Here is a 16,368-nt window from a genome sequence, read left to right on the forward strand (position 1 = left end):
GCACTCGCGGTAGCTCGGCCACATCGGTATCGACCAATTAGGGTTGCGACACATGCCGCCGTCCGCACCGCGCCGCCTGTGGGGTTGTCTGCTGCCGCTGGCCCTCATGGTTCTCATCGTCGCGGGCTTTGCCGTCTACCTGAAACTCCAGGCCCGCTCGGAGGAATCGCATCCGCCCGCCGCGGCGCCGCCCGACTTGTGCGCGGCGATCGGGCCCGCGCTGTTCGAGCGGCTGGTGCCGTTCGGCGTGCCGGAGACCGCCTCGATCTACTCGTCGGGTTCGGATGCGGCCTGCGCCTACTCCACCGCCGACGGCCGTCCGATCGGCTCCAACACGTACGGCTTCCTGCGTGTTCGCCTGCTCCGCTACGGCCAGATCGGCTGGGACTCAGGGGCGGACCGTGCCGCCGACGCCTTGACCTCGGCATGCAAGAGCAGTGCGTCGGCGGGGCAGTTCCACCCCTCGAGCGGACTCGGCGACAGCTCCTGTGCCGTCTACAGCGACCCGGACCAGGGCGGGACCGCGCACGGTTCCGTCGTGTTCCGTCGCGGCGCCGACCTGTTCTCGATCGACTACTACACGCACCCGGGCACCGCCGAGCAAGCCGAGCGGGCGGTCACGGAGGTGGCGCGGGCCGCCCTCGCCGGTGTCCCGTAGCACTTGGGGTTGCGCTCAGCCGCTGAACTTCACGTCCGCCGCGTTCTCCACTCCGGCGGTGCGGTGCGGTGCCGTCTGGAAGCGCCAGTAGAGGTTCGTGTGTGCGATGACCTGTTCCGGCGGCGGGGCGCCCCACTGGCTCTTGTCGAAGGTTGTGTGCGCGTCACCGACGAGGGTCACGTCGTAGCCACGCGCGAAGGCGCCGTGGATCGTGGACCTGATGCAGGCGTCCGTCTCGGCGCCGCTCACGACCAGGCGTCCGACGCCCGCTTTCGCCAGCACCTCTTCCAGGTCGGTGTCCTCGAAGGAATCGCCGAACATCTTGTGCACCAACGGTGCCGAATCCAGCCGCGACAGCTCCGGGACGTATGCCCAGTCGTCGCTCCCCCGCACCAGCTCCTCGGAGTTGTGCTGTACCCAGACCACCGGAACACCTTGTTCGCGAGCCTTGTCGACGAGCTCGGCGATGGTAGCGACCACGGCGTCCCGCTCGTATGCATCGGCCACGACGCCGTTCTGGACGTCGACCACCAGCAAGGCGGTATTGGGGCGATCTGACAGCACGGTCATGATTGGTCTCCTCTGCTGGCTGAACAGGCGCTGACGATGCGGCTCACGTTAGACCGGGCCACCGACAAGCGCCGTCGACCGAGCTGTCCCGCAGCCGAATTCACCGACTCTCGGCGAGTTCGGCCAACCGGTCGAGGGACGCCTGGAGTTTGCCGGGAGTGGTGGCGCGGGCCTTGACGAGGCGCTTCTCGTCGGTCAACTGCGACCAGTCGTAGGTGTGCGTGACCCGCGTGTGTGTCTCGTCGAGGGGCTCGAGCTCCCAGCGCCACAGGTGCCCCGGCGGCTGCTGGCCCGGCTCGGACGGCAGCCAGGCGATGCGACGGCCCTCTTCGAACTCGACGATGCGATTGTCGCGGTCGGCGCCGGTGGTGAGCGTCATGGTGAACACCTCGCCCACCGCGCGGACACGTTGTTCCGCTGCGGCTTTCGCCAGATTCTCGTTGCCGTCCCAGAGCGGCTGCTGCGCCGGGTCTGCGATCAGCTCGAAGACCCGTTCCGGCGCGGCCGCGATGTCGCGGCTGGCGGTCACGGTGCGCGAAGACTCGATGCTATCCGTCATGCCCCTGATCGAAGCATCTCGCGGCCGGGTTGCGCCAGGTTCTCGACGACGATCACCTTGCCGCGTTGCCGGGCAGCGATCGGATCACGGGTCACCCATCGCCGCGGCGCAGGCTGTCCGCAACCTCCTGTTTGCCCGAAAGATGCCGATTCGTCCCATGTTTACCGTGCGCAGTTCGTTCAGCCCAGTTAAACGTTGTCACTTCAATCCACCGGACACACGGGAGACAGTAAGTGGACGACCGTTATACCCAGTTATGTATTTCCAGGCGCGGACTGCTGGTCGGCGCGAGCGTGTTGGCCGGGAGCCTGGCGCTGCCCGGTATCGCCAACGCGGACAGCAAGTTTCCGATGCCGACCGGCCCGGACATCAACGTGCTGATCACCGGCGACGCGGGCACCGGTGAGGCCGGGCAACGCGCGGTGGCCACCGCGGCCAAGCAGATCTGCCAGGCCGAGGGGGTGTCGCTGGCAGTCGGGCTCGGCGACAACATCTACGAGGACGGCGCGGAAAGCGCGGACGACGACGAGTTCTCGACGAAGTTCGAGCAACCCAACGCGGGCATCGACGTGCCGTGGTTGATGGTTCTCGGCAACCACGATTGCAGCGGGACCTTCCCCGGCAGCGGTGGGAATCCGAGCAAGGGCGATCACGAAGTCGCCTACCATCAGCGCTCCGCCCGCTGGTACATGCCTTCTCGGTACTACCAGGTGGCGCTGCCGACCGCGGGTGACCCGCTGGTCGAATTCTTCGCACTGGACACCGTTCCCGTCTCCTCGACGGTGCTGCAGACCGATCCGAACTACCAGTGGAACGGGCCCTACATGCGGCAGCAACGCCAGTGGCTGGACCGTGCGCTGACCGCGTCCCGCGCGACCTGGAAGATCGTGCTGACGCATCACCCGTACCGCAACAACGGAAAGCACGGCAACGCAGGCGCTTACGACGGCATCACCACCGGCGACTACATGAGCGGCCGACATCTGAAGGAACTGTTCGAGGAAGTCGTCTGCGGCAGAGCGGATTACATCCTCTCGGGTCACGACCACACGTTGCAGATCCTGGATACCGCGGGCGCGGCCCGCGGCACCCAGCAGATCATCTGCGGGGCGTCCGCCAAGAAGAATGACGGCTCGTCGGCAATCACGAACAAGTCATTCTGGCAAGACTTTTCGAGCCTCGGCTTCATGATCGCGAGGATCCGCCGCGATGCCCTCGCCCTCGACGCCTACACCGTCGATCCCGCGAACGGCACGGCAAGACCGGCTTTCACACACGTCCGCCCACGCTGACATTCGAAAAACCATAGCATCGAAACCCGAAGCGCAGTAGGTGCATCAAACCTACTGGGCCACTTTGTGTTACCACGAATACCCCGATGTGTACCGCAATCCGCAAATCCACATCGAACCGAGAACTGATTCAGGCCAACCTGTTTCGTTCATTTTGCCATCGATCCGACGCCAGATAGCGGACGGAAGATCATGAAAACGTCATCGACGCGTCATCAACCAGTGGTCGGATCATGACTGTCATATCCGGAATCTATGAGACTCGAGGAAGTGCCTTGCCGCTACCAAAGCCCACCCGGCTCAGCATCATCGCCGCACTCGCCACCACCCTCATGGTGGGTGCCCCGCAGGCCTCCGCAGCACCCGCATCGACCCCTGCGCTCAAGGTGCTGACGTACAACACCTTCCTGATGAGCAAGAACCTGTACCCCAACTGGGGACAGGACCACCGGGCCGCGGAGATCCCGAAGGCCGACTTCTTCAAAGGCAACGACGTCGTCGTGCTGCAGGAGATGTTCGACAACGAGGCCTCCGACGCGCTGAAGGCGAAAGCCAAAGCCGAATACCCGAACCAGACGCCGGTCGTCGGCCGCTCGAAGGACGGCTGGGACGCCACCGGCGGCAAGTACAGCAACGCGACACCGGAGGACGGCGGCGTCACCATCCTCAGCAAGTGGCCCATCATCCGCAAGGAGCAGTTCATCTTCGCCGATGCCTGCGGCGCCGACTGGTGGGCCAACAAGGGGATCGCCTACGTGGTGCTCTCGGTCAACGGCAGCAAGGTGCACGTGGTCGGCACGCACAGCCAGTCGACCGACCCCGGGTGCAGTGCCGGTGAGGCCGCGCGCGATCGGTCCTTGCAGTTCAAGGAGATCGATGCCTTCCTGTCCGCGAAGAACATCCCCGCGAACGAGCAGGTGCTGCTGGCAGGCGATCTGAACGTCGACTCGCACAGCGCCGAATACGGTTCGATGCTGGCCGACGCCCGGCTCGAGCCCGCGACCGCCCGCACCGGCCACCAGTTCTCCTTCGACACCAAGGAGAACTCGATCGCGAACTACCGCTACCCGAACGACCCGCGCGAGGACCTCGACTACGTCCTGCACCGCAAGGGCCACACCAAGCCCGCGAGCTGGCAGAACCGGGTCATCAAGGAGAGCTGTCCCGCCTGGACGGTCACCAGCCAGGGCAAGGACTACACCTACACCAACCTGTCCGACCACTACCCGGTGACCGCCGCCGCCTGATCCGCTCAGTGGACCGCCGCCCGCCCCGCAAACCATGCGGGGCGGGCCCGGTCGCCGCTGGTAGCGCACGGATTTCTGAGCACCGCTTTCGGCGGAGCGGTTGCGAGTGAAAGTTGTTGCCACAGAACCTCGATCATGAGGCATCGCGAGCCATATGATCGCCACAGAGTTGAGAGTGGAGATCGCCGCTTAACGCTTCCCCTGTCTGAGGTCAGGAGATTCACAGCTCAGACCGCAACCGAACCACCCACCCGAGGGAGGTGACTCACTTGTCCGACGTCGTCGACACTGTTGTGGCCGCGTTCTGCCACAGCCAGAATCACCCTGGCTGCGTTCCGATCTCGACCAGCGGTGTAACCGCAGGCAGAGCATCGGAAGGTCCGCTCGCGCAGTTCCAGTCGCTTGGCTCTCGCGAAACAATCACTGCACGTCATCGACGTATAGGCGGGCTGAACCAACACCACCCTCCGGCCAGCCCGCACACCACGCTCGATCAACTCATCCTTCGCACAACCGATCGCGGCGTCCGCGGCTTTACGGGCCATCGTGGACTTGGCCAGAAACTTCGGCCGGAAATCCTCCACCGCGATCAACCCATGCTCGGCGACAACACGTTTCGCCCACACCCGCGAATCATGCTCGGTTTGCCGTGCCGCTTTCTTGAGCAGCTTCGCAGCGTGGCGAGTCGCCCGCGTATAGCCACCGGACTGCGGGCACCCCTTGCCACCACGCCGACGCGCCATGCGGCGTTGCGCTTTCGCCAGTTCCGCAGCACACCGCATCCGATATCCCCGAAACGGCAGATCGAACTCGGCATCGGTGGTCGTGGCTGTCGTGCGCACACCCCAGTCGACACCGATGCCACCCTCAGCCGTCGGCACAGTTTCAATCTCACGCCGGACAACGAACGAGGCATACCAATGCCCCAAACTATCCCGAGTGACACGGACCGACGTCGGCTCCGACGGCAACTCCCGCGACCACACCACCGGGATAATCACCCCTTTAGGCAGCAGCAGTCTGCCGTCGCGGATGCTGAACCCCCGCACGGTGTACTCCAGCGACGGCAGCGCCTTCTTCCGTGGTTTGAACGCGGGACGACCCCGCCCCTTCACCTTGAACGAATCCTCGAGGGCTTTCGCATAAGTACGCAGCGTTTGTTGCTGGGCGACCTGCGAGCCCTCCCGCAACCACTCGGTCCGCCCACGCGCCTCGGTCAGCAACTTTCCGAGTCTGCCGAAGGTAGGACGTGCGCCCGACTTCTGTTGATACACCGCCTCATTCCACAGAAAGCGGCATCGATCCCACTCCGCGACCAACGCTCGCTCGGCCCGCACACCAGGACGCAACCGATAGCTGTACCGCACCACCTCCTCCACATCCGACAACCTAACCGCCACCACCGACAGGCCACACGACCCAACCTCTGAAAAGGAGATGGTGCTTCCCTCCCCCTTGAACGAGGGAGTATCCGCGCCAAACACCCGCATGACCGCAGTTGCCGACGCCGGTACCACCGGATATTCCCGCGTCATCGCGCCGCCGGGCTGGAGCCGCTGGCTGGTTCCGCCCGCCGCGCTGTCCATTCATCTCGCCATCGGGCAGGCCTACGCCTGGAGCGTGTTCAAACCGCCGCTGGAAAAGGCGATGGACATCTCCGGGACCGGCAGCGCCCTGCCGTTCCAGATCGCCATCGTCATGCTCGGGCTGTCGGCGGCCTTCGGCGGGACGCTCGTGGAACGCCGTGGTCCGCGCTGGGCGATGACCGTCTCGCTGGTGTGTTTCTCGTCCGGCCTGCTGATCTCGGCCCTCGGCGCGTACACGAACGCGTACTGGCTCATCGTTTTCGGCTACGGGTTCGTCGGCGGGATCGGGCTGGGTATCGGCTACATCTCCCCCGTGTCCACGTTGATCCGCTGGTTCCCCGACCGGCCGGGCATGGCAACGGGTTTCGCGATCATGGGCTTCGGCGGTGGCGCGTTGATCGCGTCGCCGTGGACGACCCAGCTGCTGTCGACCTTCGGCAAGGACGACGTCGGCATCGCCCAGACCTTCCTGGTCATGGGCCTGGTCTACGCGGTGTTCATGTCGGTCGGCGTGCTGCTCGTGCGGGTGCCGCCGCCGGGGTGGCAGCCCGCGGGCTGGGTGCCGCAGGCGAAAACGGCGAAGCTGATCAGCGAACACGACGTCACGGCCAACGACGCGATCCGGACGCCGCAGTTCTGGCTGCTGTGGATTGTGCTGTGCTTCAACGTGACCGCGGGCATCGGCATCCTGGAGAAGGCAGCGCCGATGGTGATCGACTTCTTCAAGCAGACCTCGACCCCGGTGACCGCGGCCGCGGCGGCAGGCTTCGTCGCGGTGCTGTCCGCGGCGAATATGGCCGGGCGGATCGGCTGGTCGTCGCTGTCCGACGTGATCGGCCGCAAGAACGTGTACCGGATCTACCTCGGCGTCGGCGCGATGGCCTACGCGCTGGTGTGGTCGGTCGGCCAGACCAACAAGCCACTGTTCATTCTCGGCGCGATGGTGATCCTGTCGTTCTACGGCGGTGGATTCGCCACTATCCCGGCGTATCTCAAGGATCTGTTCGGGACCTACCAGGTGGGTGCGATCCACGGCCGGCTGCTCACCGCGTGGTCCGCGGCCGGTGTCGCCGGGCCGCTGATCGTCAACGCCATCGCGGATTCCGGTGCGCGGCACGGCAAGTCCGGGCCCGAACTGTACGGGCCCTCGTTCGCCATCATGATCACCTTGCTCTGCATCGGCTTCGTCGCCAACGAACTGATTCGCCCGGTGGCGGCGAAATACCATCGGAAGGTCCCCGCGCAGGCCGTCCGCACGGAAGGAAGCCCGGCATGACCGAACCCGCCAGCACCGAAACGGCTCCGCCGCGGCGCATTCCACTACTCGTCTTCGCCTGGCTGTGGGTCGCCGCGCCGTTCGCCTACGGGCTCGATCGCCTGATCGTGAACCTGCTCAAGCTGTTCCAGTAAACGCGGTTCAGCTCGAGGTGTGCGTGTCACCGTCGACACGGCCGGGCCTGTGTCGGCGTCCGGCCACTCCGATGGCGTTTCGATCCGTCCTCGCCGGGTATCTGCCGGACGTTCGGTTGATGGAGATGAGGGCATCAGATGAGTGGGTTGTCGACTGGGACGGGCAGATCCCGCGGCCAGCGGGCCGGGGGCGGGAACTCGTCGTCTACCGCGGAGCGGATCGCGCAGAACAGCGTGTTCGAGCGATTCGCGCGGGCAGGATTCGTCATGACGGGCATCGTGCACCTGCTCATCGGGTACATCGCGATCCGCATCGCGCTCGGCGGGCCGGGTGGCAACGCCGATCACTCCGGCGCCCTGGGCGAATTGGCAAGTAAGCCGGGCGGAATCATCGCCATGTGGGTCGGTGTGGTGGCGTTCCTGTTGATGGCGCTGTGGCGGCTCGCCGAAGCGGCCCTCGGCAGCGCGTCCAAGCCCGAGAAAGACAGCAAGAAGTCCGAGGCATTCCATCGAGTGAAGGCTTTCGCGCTGGCGGTGATCTATTTCTCGTTCACCTTGTCCGCGTTCGGATTCGCGCGCGGCAGTGGTAAATCGAGCGGCGCAGAAAGCGCCGGAATTACCGGGCGGTTGATGCAGAACACGGCGGGCAAGATCGCCCTCGTGGTGGCCGCGCTGATCATTATCGGGGTCGGCGGATACCACGTATACAAAGGGATCAGTAAGAAGTTCCTCAAAGACCTCGACGGCAACACCAGTGATCTCGCGCGGCGGCTCGGCATGGCCGGATACCTCGCGAAGGGGCTCGCGGTGGCCGCCATCGGGTTGCTGGTGATCCTCGCCGTGAGCCATGCCGAGCCGGACGAGGCCGCCGGACTCGACGGTGCGCTGAAAACCCTTGGGGCGCAAGCCTACGGTGTGATCCTGCTCGTCGTGGCAGGTCTCGGCATCATCACCTACGGCCTCTACAGCTTCGTCATGGCCCGATACGCCAAGATGTAGCGATCGGGGCGTGGGGCAAGATCGAGGTATGGGCTCCACCAATGGACCGCTGGTACCCGCAACCGTGGACGAATTCCGCGACCTCGCGCGCACCCGGTTACGCGAATTCCCGCACACCGAAGTTCCCGACGCACCGGGGATTCGCCGGGCCGCGGTGCTGCTGTGTGTCGTCGGGCAAACCGACGGCGATCCGGCGGTGGTCGTCATCAGGCGGGCCCACCGTGGCCGCAACGCCGGACAGTGGGGGTTGCCCGGTGGTCGGCTCGATGAGGGTGAGACCGCGGCGCAGGCCGTAGTGCGCGAACTGCACGAGGAACTCGGCTTGACCGCCGCCCCCGCCGACCTGCTCGGCAGGCTGGACGACTTCCCCGCGGCCTCGGGTTTCGTGATCACCCCGTTCGTCGCGGCGCTACCCGACACCGCCGAGCTGAAGCCGAGCCCCGACGAAGTGCACTCCGTACACCTGGTACCCCTCACTCGGCTGGCCGCCGACAATGTCCCGCATTGGGTCGCTCCGCACGAAGCCGTGCGGCAACCCGAACTCCGCGACGCGGCAGCCGCCGTCCCGGAAAACGTTGGCCTGCTACAGATGCGACTCGGCGAGGGCATGACCATCCACGCCCCGACTGGCGCGCTGCTCTGGCAGTTCCGCGCGGTCGTACTCCTCGGCCGGGACCACACGGACGCTCGAGTAGCCCACTTCACCCAACCCGACTGGACCCAGCACTGAGGGTCAGTCCTCCAGAAAGGTCGCGGCGTTTCGGCGCCGACGGTCCACGGTCACCGCGAACACGTCGGGACGGGCGTAGTGGCCGGTCGGGTCGAAATTCTGCCGCTCCCTTGCTACTTCGGCCGGATCGATGTCGGCGATCACGAGGCGCTCGTCGCCGACCACTGGCTCCACCAGCCAGCTGCCGTCCGGGCCCGCGAGGGCGGAGCCGCCGTCGTAGCCCGCGGGCTTGCCGAGGGCCAGGAGTTCGTCGCGCAGCGGGAAGTCGGCGGGCACGTCGGCGTAGTCGAGCACGGCGCCGACGGCCAGGGAGTACACCCGGCCTTCCATGGCGACGAAACGGGTGATGTCCTTGGTGTTTCGGACCGAGCCGGGCCAGGTGGAGACGTGCAGCGTCGCCCCGTCGGCGTACAGCGCGTGCCGCGCCTGCGGCATCCAGTTCTCCCAGCAGGACAGTCCGCCGACCCGGAACTCGCCGATGTCGTGCGCGCGCAACCCGTTTCCGTCGCCGATCCCCCAGACCATCCGTTCCTCGTGCGTCGGCATCAGCTTGCGATGCGCGCTGACCACGCCGCGCACCGGGTCGATGGCGACCAGGGTGCAGTACACCGTGCCGCGGACGCGCTCGGTGATACCGAGGTAGCAGAACACCCCGAGGTCGGCGACCGCTTCACGCACCGTGGCGATGTGCGGGCCGTCGAGGGTGACCGCCGCATCCAAATAGTAAGCGTAAGCGGCCTTTTGGGCCGGATTGTCGAACCGGGCCCCACCGGTCCGCGCCAGCCAGATCGGATAGCCGGACAGGAACGTCTCCGGAAAGGCGACGAGCTGCACCCCCGCCGCCGCAGCCTGCGTCAGATAGTCGACAACGATCTTCGTCCCTGCCGTGGGGTCGAGCCAGGCAGGCCGGGCCTGAGCCGCTGCAATCCGCATGCCCCGAACATTAGCCACATTCAGTTGCCTTGGCCGATCTGTCCGTTCATCCAGTCGCCGAGCCATTGGATGGCGTTGCGGCCCTTGTCGTCGACGACGAGGGCGCCGTAGTTGATGTGCGCGTTGGAGGCGAAAAAGCTTGCGGCGCTGAGGCCATCGCGCAGCAACGCGAGCAGATTGATGCCCTTGGACGGTGCGGTCTTGGTGAGCGAGGCGCTCAGGTCGTCGAGGTCGAGGTGCTGGGTGTTGTTACTGGTGAGCAGGCCGGTGGCGACTGAGGCCAGTTCGAGGCCGACCGGCAGCAGGCCGGACAGCACGGCCGCCGCGCCGGCCGGGTCGGGCGCCTGCCCGGGCGGCGGGGCCAGTTTCTCCAGCACCGTCCACGCGATTTCCTGGATCTGGCCGACCAGGGTCGCCGCCCGGATGACGTCGACGTTGGACAGGATCGAGGTCATCGACGCCGCGATCTGCACGTAGCCCTGCGAGTTCGGGACGGTGGACAGCACCTGTGCGACCGATTTCAGGTCAGCGCTCGCGACCAGATCGACCAGCGGTTTGAACTGGTTGTTCAGCGTACCGGCGACCTGGTGGGCACCCTGGGCGTCCATCGCGGCCACCTTCTGCGTCAGCAGCGCGAGGTTGGCCAGGATCGCACCGAAGTCGAGCGCGGTGACGTTGGCGACGGCGTCGAGTGTCTGGTCAACCAGCACAGTGGGTTTCAGCATCGCGAGGATCTTCGAGGCCGAGGCGAGGATGGCCGCCGGAATATCGGCCAGCGGTGCGACCTGGCCGACCAGGGCATCGATCTTGATCGTCAAGGTCGTGGCATCGGGCGAATTCACCTGCACCGTACGGATTCCCCGGTTCAACAGGCTGGTCGCGGTGTCGGCGATGGTGCTCACCGCCGTTGCCGCGGCGGTCAGGTCGGACTCCCCGACCTTGATCAGCACCTGGCCCGCGTTGTGCTCGGCCGATCCGGCGGGAGCGGCGGCCAGCCGGTCGGCGGCGCTGGAGTCTTGCAGACCCGCAAGGGTTTTGAGGGTGATCTCCAGCTTTGCCGCGGTGTCGCGGACGTGGGTCACATTGATGCCGCCGGGCGAGGCGAGGCTGGTGGTCAACTCGTCGACGGCCTTGGCCAGGCCGGGGAGGTCGGCCTTCGCGGTATTCGCGGTCAGCGTCTTGGCCAGGCTGGAGTTGCTGAGCATCTTGCTCAGCAGCGACCCGAGTTTCCCGAGTAACGGGTTGTCGCCCTTCTTGATCGAGCAGTACAGGTCGCCGGGGTCGCAGATCGAGCTGACTCGGCCGGTGAGCTTGCCCATGCCCTGCGGCCGGGGATCGGCGATGCCCGAGCCCGCGGTGTGCGGGCCGACGGCGGTCTCGCCTTTGGTGCCCGCTGCCGGGTCGGCGATGAGTCCGACGGCCAGGACCCGGTCCGGGGCCACCGGTCCGCGGTCGTTGCCGATCTCGGAGGCGACATCGCCCGCGGCGTCCGCGCCCTGGCTGTAGCCGGTGATCGTGAACTTCGCGGCGGGACATCGATTACCATAGTCGCGCAACGCTTTACGCGCGTTGACCAGCGCGGTGTTCTTGCTGTCCGCGTAGGTGTAGCCGTTGTCGAAGGCGCGAGCCATGTACGGCGTGAAGTAGATGTCGGAGCTCGGTCCGTGCTGGCGTTGGATGGCCTCGGCGATCGGGCGGAGCATGCCGATGGGCTGTGCGGGGTCGGCCTTCTCGTTGGTCTCCCAGGTGCCCGGGATGAACAGGTTGAAGGTCTCCGCGCAGTCGGACTGCGCCACATGCGCGATGGCCGGGGCGGCGGCAGCGACGGAGGCGACGGCTACTCCGCTGGCGACCATTGTCACCACTATGTAGCGATTGAACGAATGCAGGACTGACATCTGAACCTCACTACCGAGCTCGGTCGGTCGCTCATCGCCGAACGGCAGAGTCGGCCGATTCGACCTGAGAACAACTGGGAAAGCAGGCGCGGAGATATCGCGCGGAATTTCCCAGGGAATGCTCACGCATATTCAGCGCGGCGATCGCTGGCGCCGCGCTGAATATCGTGAACTACCGATCAGGAGACATTGCCGACAAGCAGGCTGAGCAGTTTGAGGGCCACTTTGGCCAAATCAAGGCCGGTGCCGAGGGATCCGGTCGAAGATCCACCGCCGCTGAGTGAATCGCCTGCGTCGCTGGACCCTGAACCAGCGGCAATGTAGTTAACGGTGTCCATAACGCTGAGGAGAGTAGACATTTCTCGAACCGCCTGTCTTGTACCAGTATTACACCGAGCAGCACCTGAGCTCAGGTGCTGTGACTATGGATGTTGGCAGCCACAAGATTCCCCTGGGATCCCCGCCGCGTCCAGACGCTCAACTGGGGAAGTTGTGCCGCAGTAAGCGTTTCAGGACTAACGCCCGTGGCAGACCGGCAGGTTTCCCGATCTCCCCACTCCACACTGGGGACCCGCTGGTGCGGACTTTCGTGGCGGACGGTCGAGGATTGCGCATCCCTTGCAACGGAAGGTGGCTCCGATTGCAGTCCACGCAACATATGTTGCGCCACTTGCGAACTGGTGTGACGTGGGACATTCTGGCCCGAACGCAGGAATGACTGCGGGGCGGAAGGAGAGAACGATGCGCAATGGTGAACTCGGACGTCGGCGTCTGCTCGGGATACTGGGTGGCACGGTGGGTGTCGGTGTCGCGGTGGCAACCGGAGCGCTACGGCCCGCGATCGCGGGCGCGGCAGGCGGAGCACGCGCCTTCCTCGGTTCTTATACCTCCAGTGGCGCAGGCGGTTCCGGCATCAGCGTCGCCACCGTCGATCCCGGCACCGGTCGGCTGATCGTGGAAAGCACTGTGGACGTGGCGGATCCGTCCTTCCTGGCGTTGTCTCCCGACCGGCGTTACCTCTACGCGGTGAACGAGGGCTCGGGCGCGGGCACCGCCACCGCGGTCGATCTGCGGACGGCACGGCCGACCGTACTGAATACGGTTGCGGTGCAGGGCAATGCGCCCACACACCTGTGCGTCACCCCGGACGGTCGGTACGTCCTGACCGCGAACTACGAGTCGGGCAGCGTCAGCGTGCTCGATGTGGCCGACGACGGGCGGCTCGGCGCGGTGACGGATGTCGTCCAACACACCGGCAGCGGACCGGATCCCGATCGACAGTCCACGCCGCACGCGCATCAGGTATCGATCGATCTCTCCGGGCGCTGGGTGCTGGTGGTGGATTTGGGCGTCGACTCGATCTACGTCTACCAGCTGGCCGGCGGCAAGCTGAACCAGCACGCGCAGGTCGCGATGACGCCCGGCAGCGGACCACGGCACCTCACCTTCCACCCCAACGGCCGCACCGCCTTTCTCGCCAACGAGCTGAATTCCACAGTGACCGTAATCGATTGGCAGCCCGACCGCGGCGAACTGCGCGCCGGGCAATCGCTGCCCGCCGATCTGAACGGCGGCGGCGATCGGAACTACCCGTCCGCACCGGTGGTCGCCAAGGACGGCCGATTCCTCTACGTCGCCAACCGCGGCCACGACAACGTCGCGACCTTCGCCATTGTCGGCGGGATGCTGGTGCCGGTGGGCACCACGCCGTGCGGCGGAAAGTTCCCCCGCGACCTGACGCTCAGCCCGGATGGTCGGCGGCTGTACGCGGCCAATCAGAAATCGAATGCGGTGACCTGGCTGGACCTCGACCCCACCACCGGCCTGCCCGCCGCACCCGCGGCTCCGCTCGACGCACCGACTGTCACCTGCGTGCTGTTCGAGTAACGCGACACGCGCGAGAACGAATCACCTTCTCGCGCAATTGATCCCGAACAACCTTTCGCTGCGGGGCGAGCGTTCCCCAGTTGTGCGCCAGTCGAGTTGGTCGTCCAGGTGTGGTTCTACTTGATCATGTGACCCACTCCAATGCTCGTTTGCGCGTGAAAGGTTCCTGAATTGCGCAGAATCACGCATATCACGCTAGGCCTGCTGGTCGTTGCCGGCAGCCTGGTCGCCATACCCCCGGCCTGGGCCGATCCGGACGCCGGTCGGCTCGGCAATCTCAGCGGCATCGTCGACGACGGCGTGACAACGACCATGCATTCCGGCGCGGCCGCGGTCCGGGTGAGCTTCCCCAATTCCGGCGCGGTGCGCGTACAACTCGCGCCCGATGGCAAGTTCACCGACCCGGCCCGCGACAAGATCGTCCTGCCGACCAAGCTGCCGCCCGCGGGCGCGAAACGAACCGACAAGGGCGACTACTGGGCGATCGCCACCTCCGGTGTCACCTTGCGCGCCTACAAGACTCCCCTGCGCTTCGCCCTGTACGACGGCGCCGACAAGAAGCAGATCTGGGCCGAGTCGGCCCCGCTGTCCTGGACCAAGACAGCGACAACACAGAGCCTCGGCCGGGGCAAGAACGAGCAGTTCTTCGGTGGCGGCGAGCAGAACGGACGGTTCAGCCACCGCGACCAGACCGTCAAGATCTTCGCCGACGACAACTGGAACGACGGCGGCGCGCCGAACTCGCAGCCGTTCTACCTGTCCAGCAACGGATATGGCGTGCTGCGCAACACCTTCACGCCGGGCAACTACGCCTTCACCGATCCGGCGCGCACCACGCACGAGGAACGCCGCTTCGACGCGATCTACGTCGTAGGCGACGGCCCCAAGTCGGTGATCTCCGCCTACACCGCGCTGGTCGGCAGGCCGTTCCTGCCGCCGATCTACGGGCTGGAGATGGGCGACTCCGATTGCTACCTGCACAACGCCAACCGCGGCGAGCGGCACACCCTGGACGCGGTCGCCGTCGCCGACGGTTACGTGCGCAATCAGATGCCCAACGGCTGGATGCTGGTCAACGACGGCTACGGCTGCGGTTACGAGAATCTGCCGAAGGTCGGCGAGGAGTTGCGCAAGGACAACATGCAGCTCGGATTGTGGACCGAGAACGGGCTGCCGAATCAGACTGAAGAGGTCAAAGCCGGTGTGCGCGTGCGCAAGCTGGACGTGGCCTGGGTAGGACCCGGCTATCAGTTCGCGTTGGACGGCTGCGACAGCGCGCACCGGGGCATCGAACAAAACAGCGACGCCCGCGGTTTCGTCTGGACGCCGGTGAGTTGGGCAGGCGCGCAACGCTGTGCGGTGCTGTGGAGCGGGGACCAGTCCGGCAGCTACGACTACATCCGCTGGCAGATCCCCACCTACGCGGGTTCGACGATGTCCGGCATCGCCTACAACACCGGCGATGTCGACGGAATCTTCGGCGGCAGCCCGAAGACCTACACCCGCGACCTGCAGTGGAAGGCGTTCCTGCCGACCATCATGTCGATGGACGGCTGGGCGGCCAACGACAAGCAGCCGTGGCGCTACGGCGAGCCCTACACCTCGATCAACCGAAAGTACCTGCAGCTCAAGGAGAGACTGCTGCCCTACACCTATTCGCACTCGGTCGAGGCGAATCGCACCGGCGTCGGCCAGGTTCGGCCGCTCGCGCTGGAGTACCCGAACGACCCCGCGACATGGGGAGACAAGGCACGCTACGAATTCCTTTCCGGGAAGGACTTTCTCGTCGCGCCGGTATACAACGACGCCGACAAACGAGACGGCATCTATCTGCCGGAAGGCACCTGGATCGACTACTGGAGCGGCCGCTCCTGGACCGGGCCGACCACGGTGAATGGTTACAACGCTCCGCTCGACACGCTTCCGTTGTTCGTGCGCGCGGGCGCGGTTGTGCCGATGTGGGCGGAAGGCACCCAGTCGTGGCGGACCAGGGACAAGAGCGTGCTGGATCTGGACATCTACCCGCAGGCCGCGGGCAGCTTCACGCTGTTCGAGGACGACGGGGTGACCCGGGGTTATCAGCGCGGCGAGCAAGCCTCGCAGCAGTTCGCCGTGCGCTCGCCCGCGCCCGGTGCCGTCGAGGTGACCATCGGCGCCAGCTCCGGATCGTATCCGGACAAGCCCGCCGCTCGCCGGTATGAACTCACGGTCCATACCAAGTCAGCGCCGAAGGCCGCGCAGACCTCGGCTGGTGCACTACCCCAGCGCGCCGGACGCGACGACCTGAATCGGTCGCCCAACGGATGGTGGTTCGATCCGAACGATCGTGGCGGCGTCGTGCACGTCAAAACCGATCCGATCGCCGCGGCGAACAATCTGACGGTGACGCTGTGGTGAAAGGCGGCGGATCGCTACTGACCTGGCGGTCCGCCGCCGATCTCGCTTGACCACGTGCCAACAGAACTCGCCTTCGACGGCCGATTCGACTGAATCGGCCGTCGTCACGGCAGTAGCGACCGCCTTCGCTTGGTGCGGGTTGCGGGCGAGGATGGTTAACTCCTCCTCGGATTGTTGTGCTCGAAGGGAGTTAGGGGTAGGC

16 protein-coding genes are annotated in these 16,368 nt (G+C 65.8%); 9 read left to right on the forward strand and 7 right to left on the reverse strand.

The annotated features are described in order from the left end of the window. The first annotated feature begins 52 nt into the window (after positions 1–52). Complete coding sequence (locus ACQPW1_RS38890; RefSeq protein WP_433657748.1) at positions 53–658, forward strand: hypothetical protein; 606 nt, start codon at positions 53–55, stop codon at positions 656–658. Positions 659–673: 15 nt separating this feature from the next. Here the strand turns inward: ACQPW1_RS38890 and ACQPW1_RS38895 are convergent, their stop codons facing one another. Beyond that, complete coding sequence (locus ACQPW1_RS38895; RefSeq protein WP_433657750.1) at positions 674–1,228, reverse strand: cysteine hydrolase family protein; 555 nt, start codon at positions 1,226–1,228, stop codon at positions 674–676. A 100-nt stretch (positions 1,229–1,328) separates the two neighbouring features. Further along, on the reverse strand, positions 1,329–1,787 hold the full coding sequence (locus ACQPW1_RS38900; RefSeq protein ID WP_433657752.1) for an SRPBCC family protein: 459 nt from the start codon (positions 1,785–1,787) through the stop codon (positions 1,329–1,331). 233 nt (positions 1,788–2,020) lie between these two features. Between ACQPW1_RS38900 and ACQPW1_RS38905 the strand changes: the two genes are divergently transcribed. Next, complete coding sequence (locus tag ACQPW1_RS38905) at positions 2,021–3,079, forward strand: metallophosphoesterase (RefSeq protein ID WP_433657754.1); 1,059 nt, start codon at positions 2,021–2,023, stop codon at positions 3,077–3,079. Between the two features lie 275 nt (positions 3,080–3,354). Further along, complete coding sequence (gene sph, locus ACQPW1_RS38910; protein ID WP_433657755.1) at positions 3,355–4,326, forward strand: sphingomyelin phosphodiesterase; 972 nt, start codon at positions 3,355–3,357, stop codon at positions 4,324–4,326. A gap of 227 nt (positions 4,327–4,553) precedes the next feature. On the opposite strand, the gene ACQPW1_RS38915 is transcribed toward sph, so the two are convergent. Further along, positions 4,554–5,705, reverse strand: a complete 1,152-nt coding sequence (locus tag ACQPW1_RS38915; RefSeq protein WP_433665456.1) for an RNA-guided endonuclease InsQ/TnpB family protein — start codon at positions 5,703–5,705, stop codon at positions 4,554–4,556. A 109-nt stretch (positions 5,706–5,814) separates the two neighbouring features. Between ACQPW1_RS38915 and ACQPW1_RS38920 the strand changes: the two genes are divergently transcribed. Continuing rightward, positions 5,815–7,188 (forward strand): L-lactate MFS transporter, encoded by a 1,374-nt coding sequence (locus tag ACQPW1_RS38920; RefSeq protein WP_433657757.1) that lies wholly within the window; start codon positions 5,815–5,817, stop codon positions 7,186–7,188. After that, positions 7,185–7,322: an MFS transporter small subunit gene (locus ACQPW1_RS38925; RefSeq protein ID WP_433657759.1), complete on the forward strand. Its 138-nt coding sequence runs from the start codon at positions 7,185–7,187 to the stop codon at positions 7,320–7,322. The genes ACQPW1_RS38920 and ACQPW1_RS38925 overlap by 4 nt, the downstream gene beginning before the upstream one ends. Positions 7,323–7,456: 134 nt before the next feature. On the opposite strand, the gene ACQPW1_RS38930 is transcribed toward ACQPW1_RS38925, so the two are convergent. Then, positions 7,457–7,591 carry a hypothetical protein gene (locus ACQPW1_RS38930; RefSeq protein WP_433657761.1) on the reverse strand — a complete coding sequence of 45 codons (135 nt, stop codon included), beginning with the start codon at positions 7,589–7,591 and terminating at the stop codon, positions 7,457–7,459. Between ACQPW1_RS38930 and ACQPW1_RS38935 the strand changes: the two genes are divergently transcribed. After that, the gene (locus ACQPW1_RS38935; RefSeq protein ID WP_433657763.1) at positions 7,590–8,321 is read left to right on the forward strand and encodes a DUF1206 domain-containing protein; all 732 of its coding nucleotides are present in this window, start codon (positions 7,590–7,592) and stop codon (positions 8,319–8,321) included. The two genes, ACQPW1_RS38930 and ACQPW1_RS38935, sit on opposite strands and share 2 nt — an antisense overlap. Before the next feature lie 28 nt (positions 8,322–8,349). Beyond that, positions 8,350–9,051: an NUDIX hydrolase gene (locus ACQPW1_RS38940; protein ID WP_433657765.1), complete on the forward strand. Its 702-nt coding sequence runs from the start codon at positions 8,350–8,352 to the stop codon at positions 9,049–9,051. A gap of 3 nt (positions 9,052–9,054) precedes the next feature. Here the strand turns inward: ACQPW1_RS38940 and ACQPW1_RS38945 are convergent, their stop codons facing one another. From ACQPW1_RS38945 to ACQPW1_RS38955, 3 genes are all read right to left on the reverse strand, one after another. Next, entirely contained in the window at positions 9,055–9,984 is a 930-nt protein-coding gene (locus ACQPW1_RS38945) for a carbon-nitrogen hydrolase family protein (protein ID WP_433657767.1), read from the reverse strand. A 20-nt stretch (positions 9,985–10,004) separates the two neighbouring features. Continuing rightward, the gene (locus tag ACQPW1_RS38950) at positions 10,005–11,840 is read right to left on the reverse strand and encodes a cutinase family protein (protein WP_433657769.1); all 1,836 of its coding nucleotides are present in this window, start codon (positions 11,838–11,840) and stop codon (positions 10,005–10,007) included. 221 nt (positions 11,841–12,061) lie between these two features. Next, entirely contained in the window at positions 12,062–12,220 is a 159-nt protein-coding gene (locus tag ACQPW1_RS38955) for a hypothetical protein (protein WP_433657771.1), read from the reverse strand. Between the two features lie 403 nt (positions 12,221–12,623). On the opposite strand from ACQPW1_RS38955, the gene ACQPW1_RS38960 reads away from it, so the two are divergent. Beyond that, positions 12,624–13,769, forward strand: a complete 1,146-nt coding sequence (locus ACQPW1_RS38960) for a lactonase family protein (RefSeq protein WP_433657773.1) — start codon at positions 12,624–12,626, stop codon at positions 13,767–13,769. Positions 13,770–13,940: 171 nt separating this feature from the next. Next, a complete protein-coding gene (locus ACQPW1_RS38965; protein WP_433657775.1) occupies positions 13,941–16,166 on the forward strand; it encodes a TIM-barrel domain-containing protein in 2,226 nt (741 codons plus the stop codon). The last annotated feature ends 202 nt before the right edge of the window (positions 16,167–16,368 follow it).

It is taken from the genome of Nocardia sp. CA-128927, from assembly GCF_050955855.1.
In the GTDB taxonomy this organism is placed as follows: Bacteria; Actinomycetota; Actinomycetes; order Mycobacteriales; family Mycobacteriaceae; genus Nocardia.

Excerpts from the sequence above, each read along its gene's own strand:
- ACQPW1_RS38935 (WP_433657763.1), top strand. The coding sequence starts at position 7,590 with ATGACGGGCATCGTGCACCTGCTCATCGGGTACATCGCGATCCGCATC.
- ACQPW1_RS38945 (WP_433657767.1), bottom strand. The coding sequence starts at position 9,984 with ATGCGGATTGCAGCGGCTCAGGCCCGGCCTGCCTGGCTCGACCCCACG.
- ACQPW1_RS38930 (WP_433657761.1), bottom strand. The coding sequence starts at position 7,591 with ATGACGAATCCTGCCCGCGCGAATCGCTCGAACACGCTGTTCTGCGCG.
- ACQPW1_RS38900 (WP_433657752.1), bottom strand. The coding sequence starts at position 1,787 with ATGACGGATAGCATCGAGTCTTCGCGCACCGTGACCGCCAGCCGCGAC.
- ACQPW1_RS38895 (WP_433657750.1), bottom strand. The coding sequence starts at position 1,228 with ATGACCGTGCTGTCAGATCGCCCCAATACCGCCTTGCTGGTGGTCGAC.
- ACQPW1_RS38920 (WP_433657757.1), top strand. The coding sequence starts at position 5,815 with ATGACCGCAGTTGCCGACGCCGGTACCACCGGATATTCCCGCGTCATC.
- ACQPW1_RS38890 (WP_433657748.1), top strand. The coding sequence starts at position 53 with ATGCCGCCGTCCGCACCGCGCCGCCTGTGGGGTTGTCTGCTGCCGCTG.
- ACQPW1_RS38955 (WP_433657771.1), bottom strand. The coding sequence starts at position 12,220 with ATGGACACCGTTAACTACATTGCCGCTGGTTCAGGGTCCAGCGACGCA.
- ACQPW1_RS38940 (WP_433657765.1), top strand. The coding sequence starts at position 8,350 with ATGGGCTCCACCAATGGACCGCTGGTACCCGCAACCGTGGACGAATTC.
- ACQPW1_RS38950 (WP_433657769.1), bottom strand. The coding sequence starts at position 11,840 with ATGGTCGCCAGCGGAGTAGCCGTCGCCTCCGTCGCTGCCGCCGCCCCG.
- ACQPW1_RS38960 (WP_433657773.1), top strand. The coding sequence starts at position 12,624 with ATGCGCAATGGTGAACTCGGACGTCGGCGTCTGCTCGGGATACTGGGT.
- ACQPW1_RS38925 (WP_433657759.1), top strand. The coding sequence starts at position 7,185 with ATGACCGAACCCGCCAGCACCGAAACGGCTCCGCCGCGGCGCATTCCA.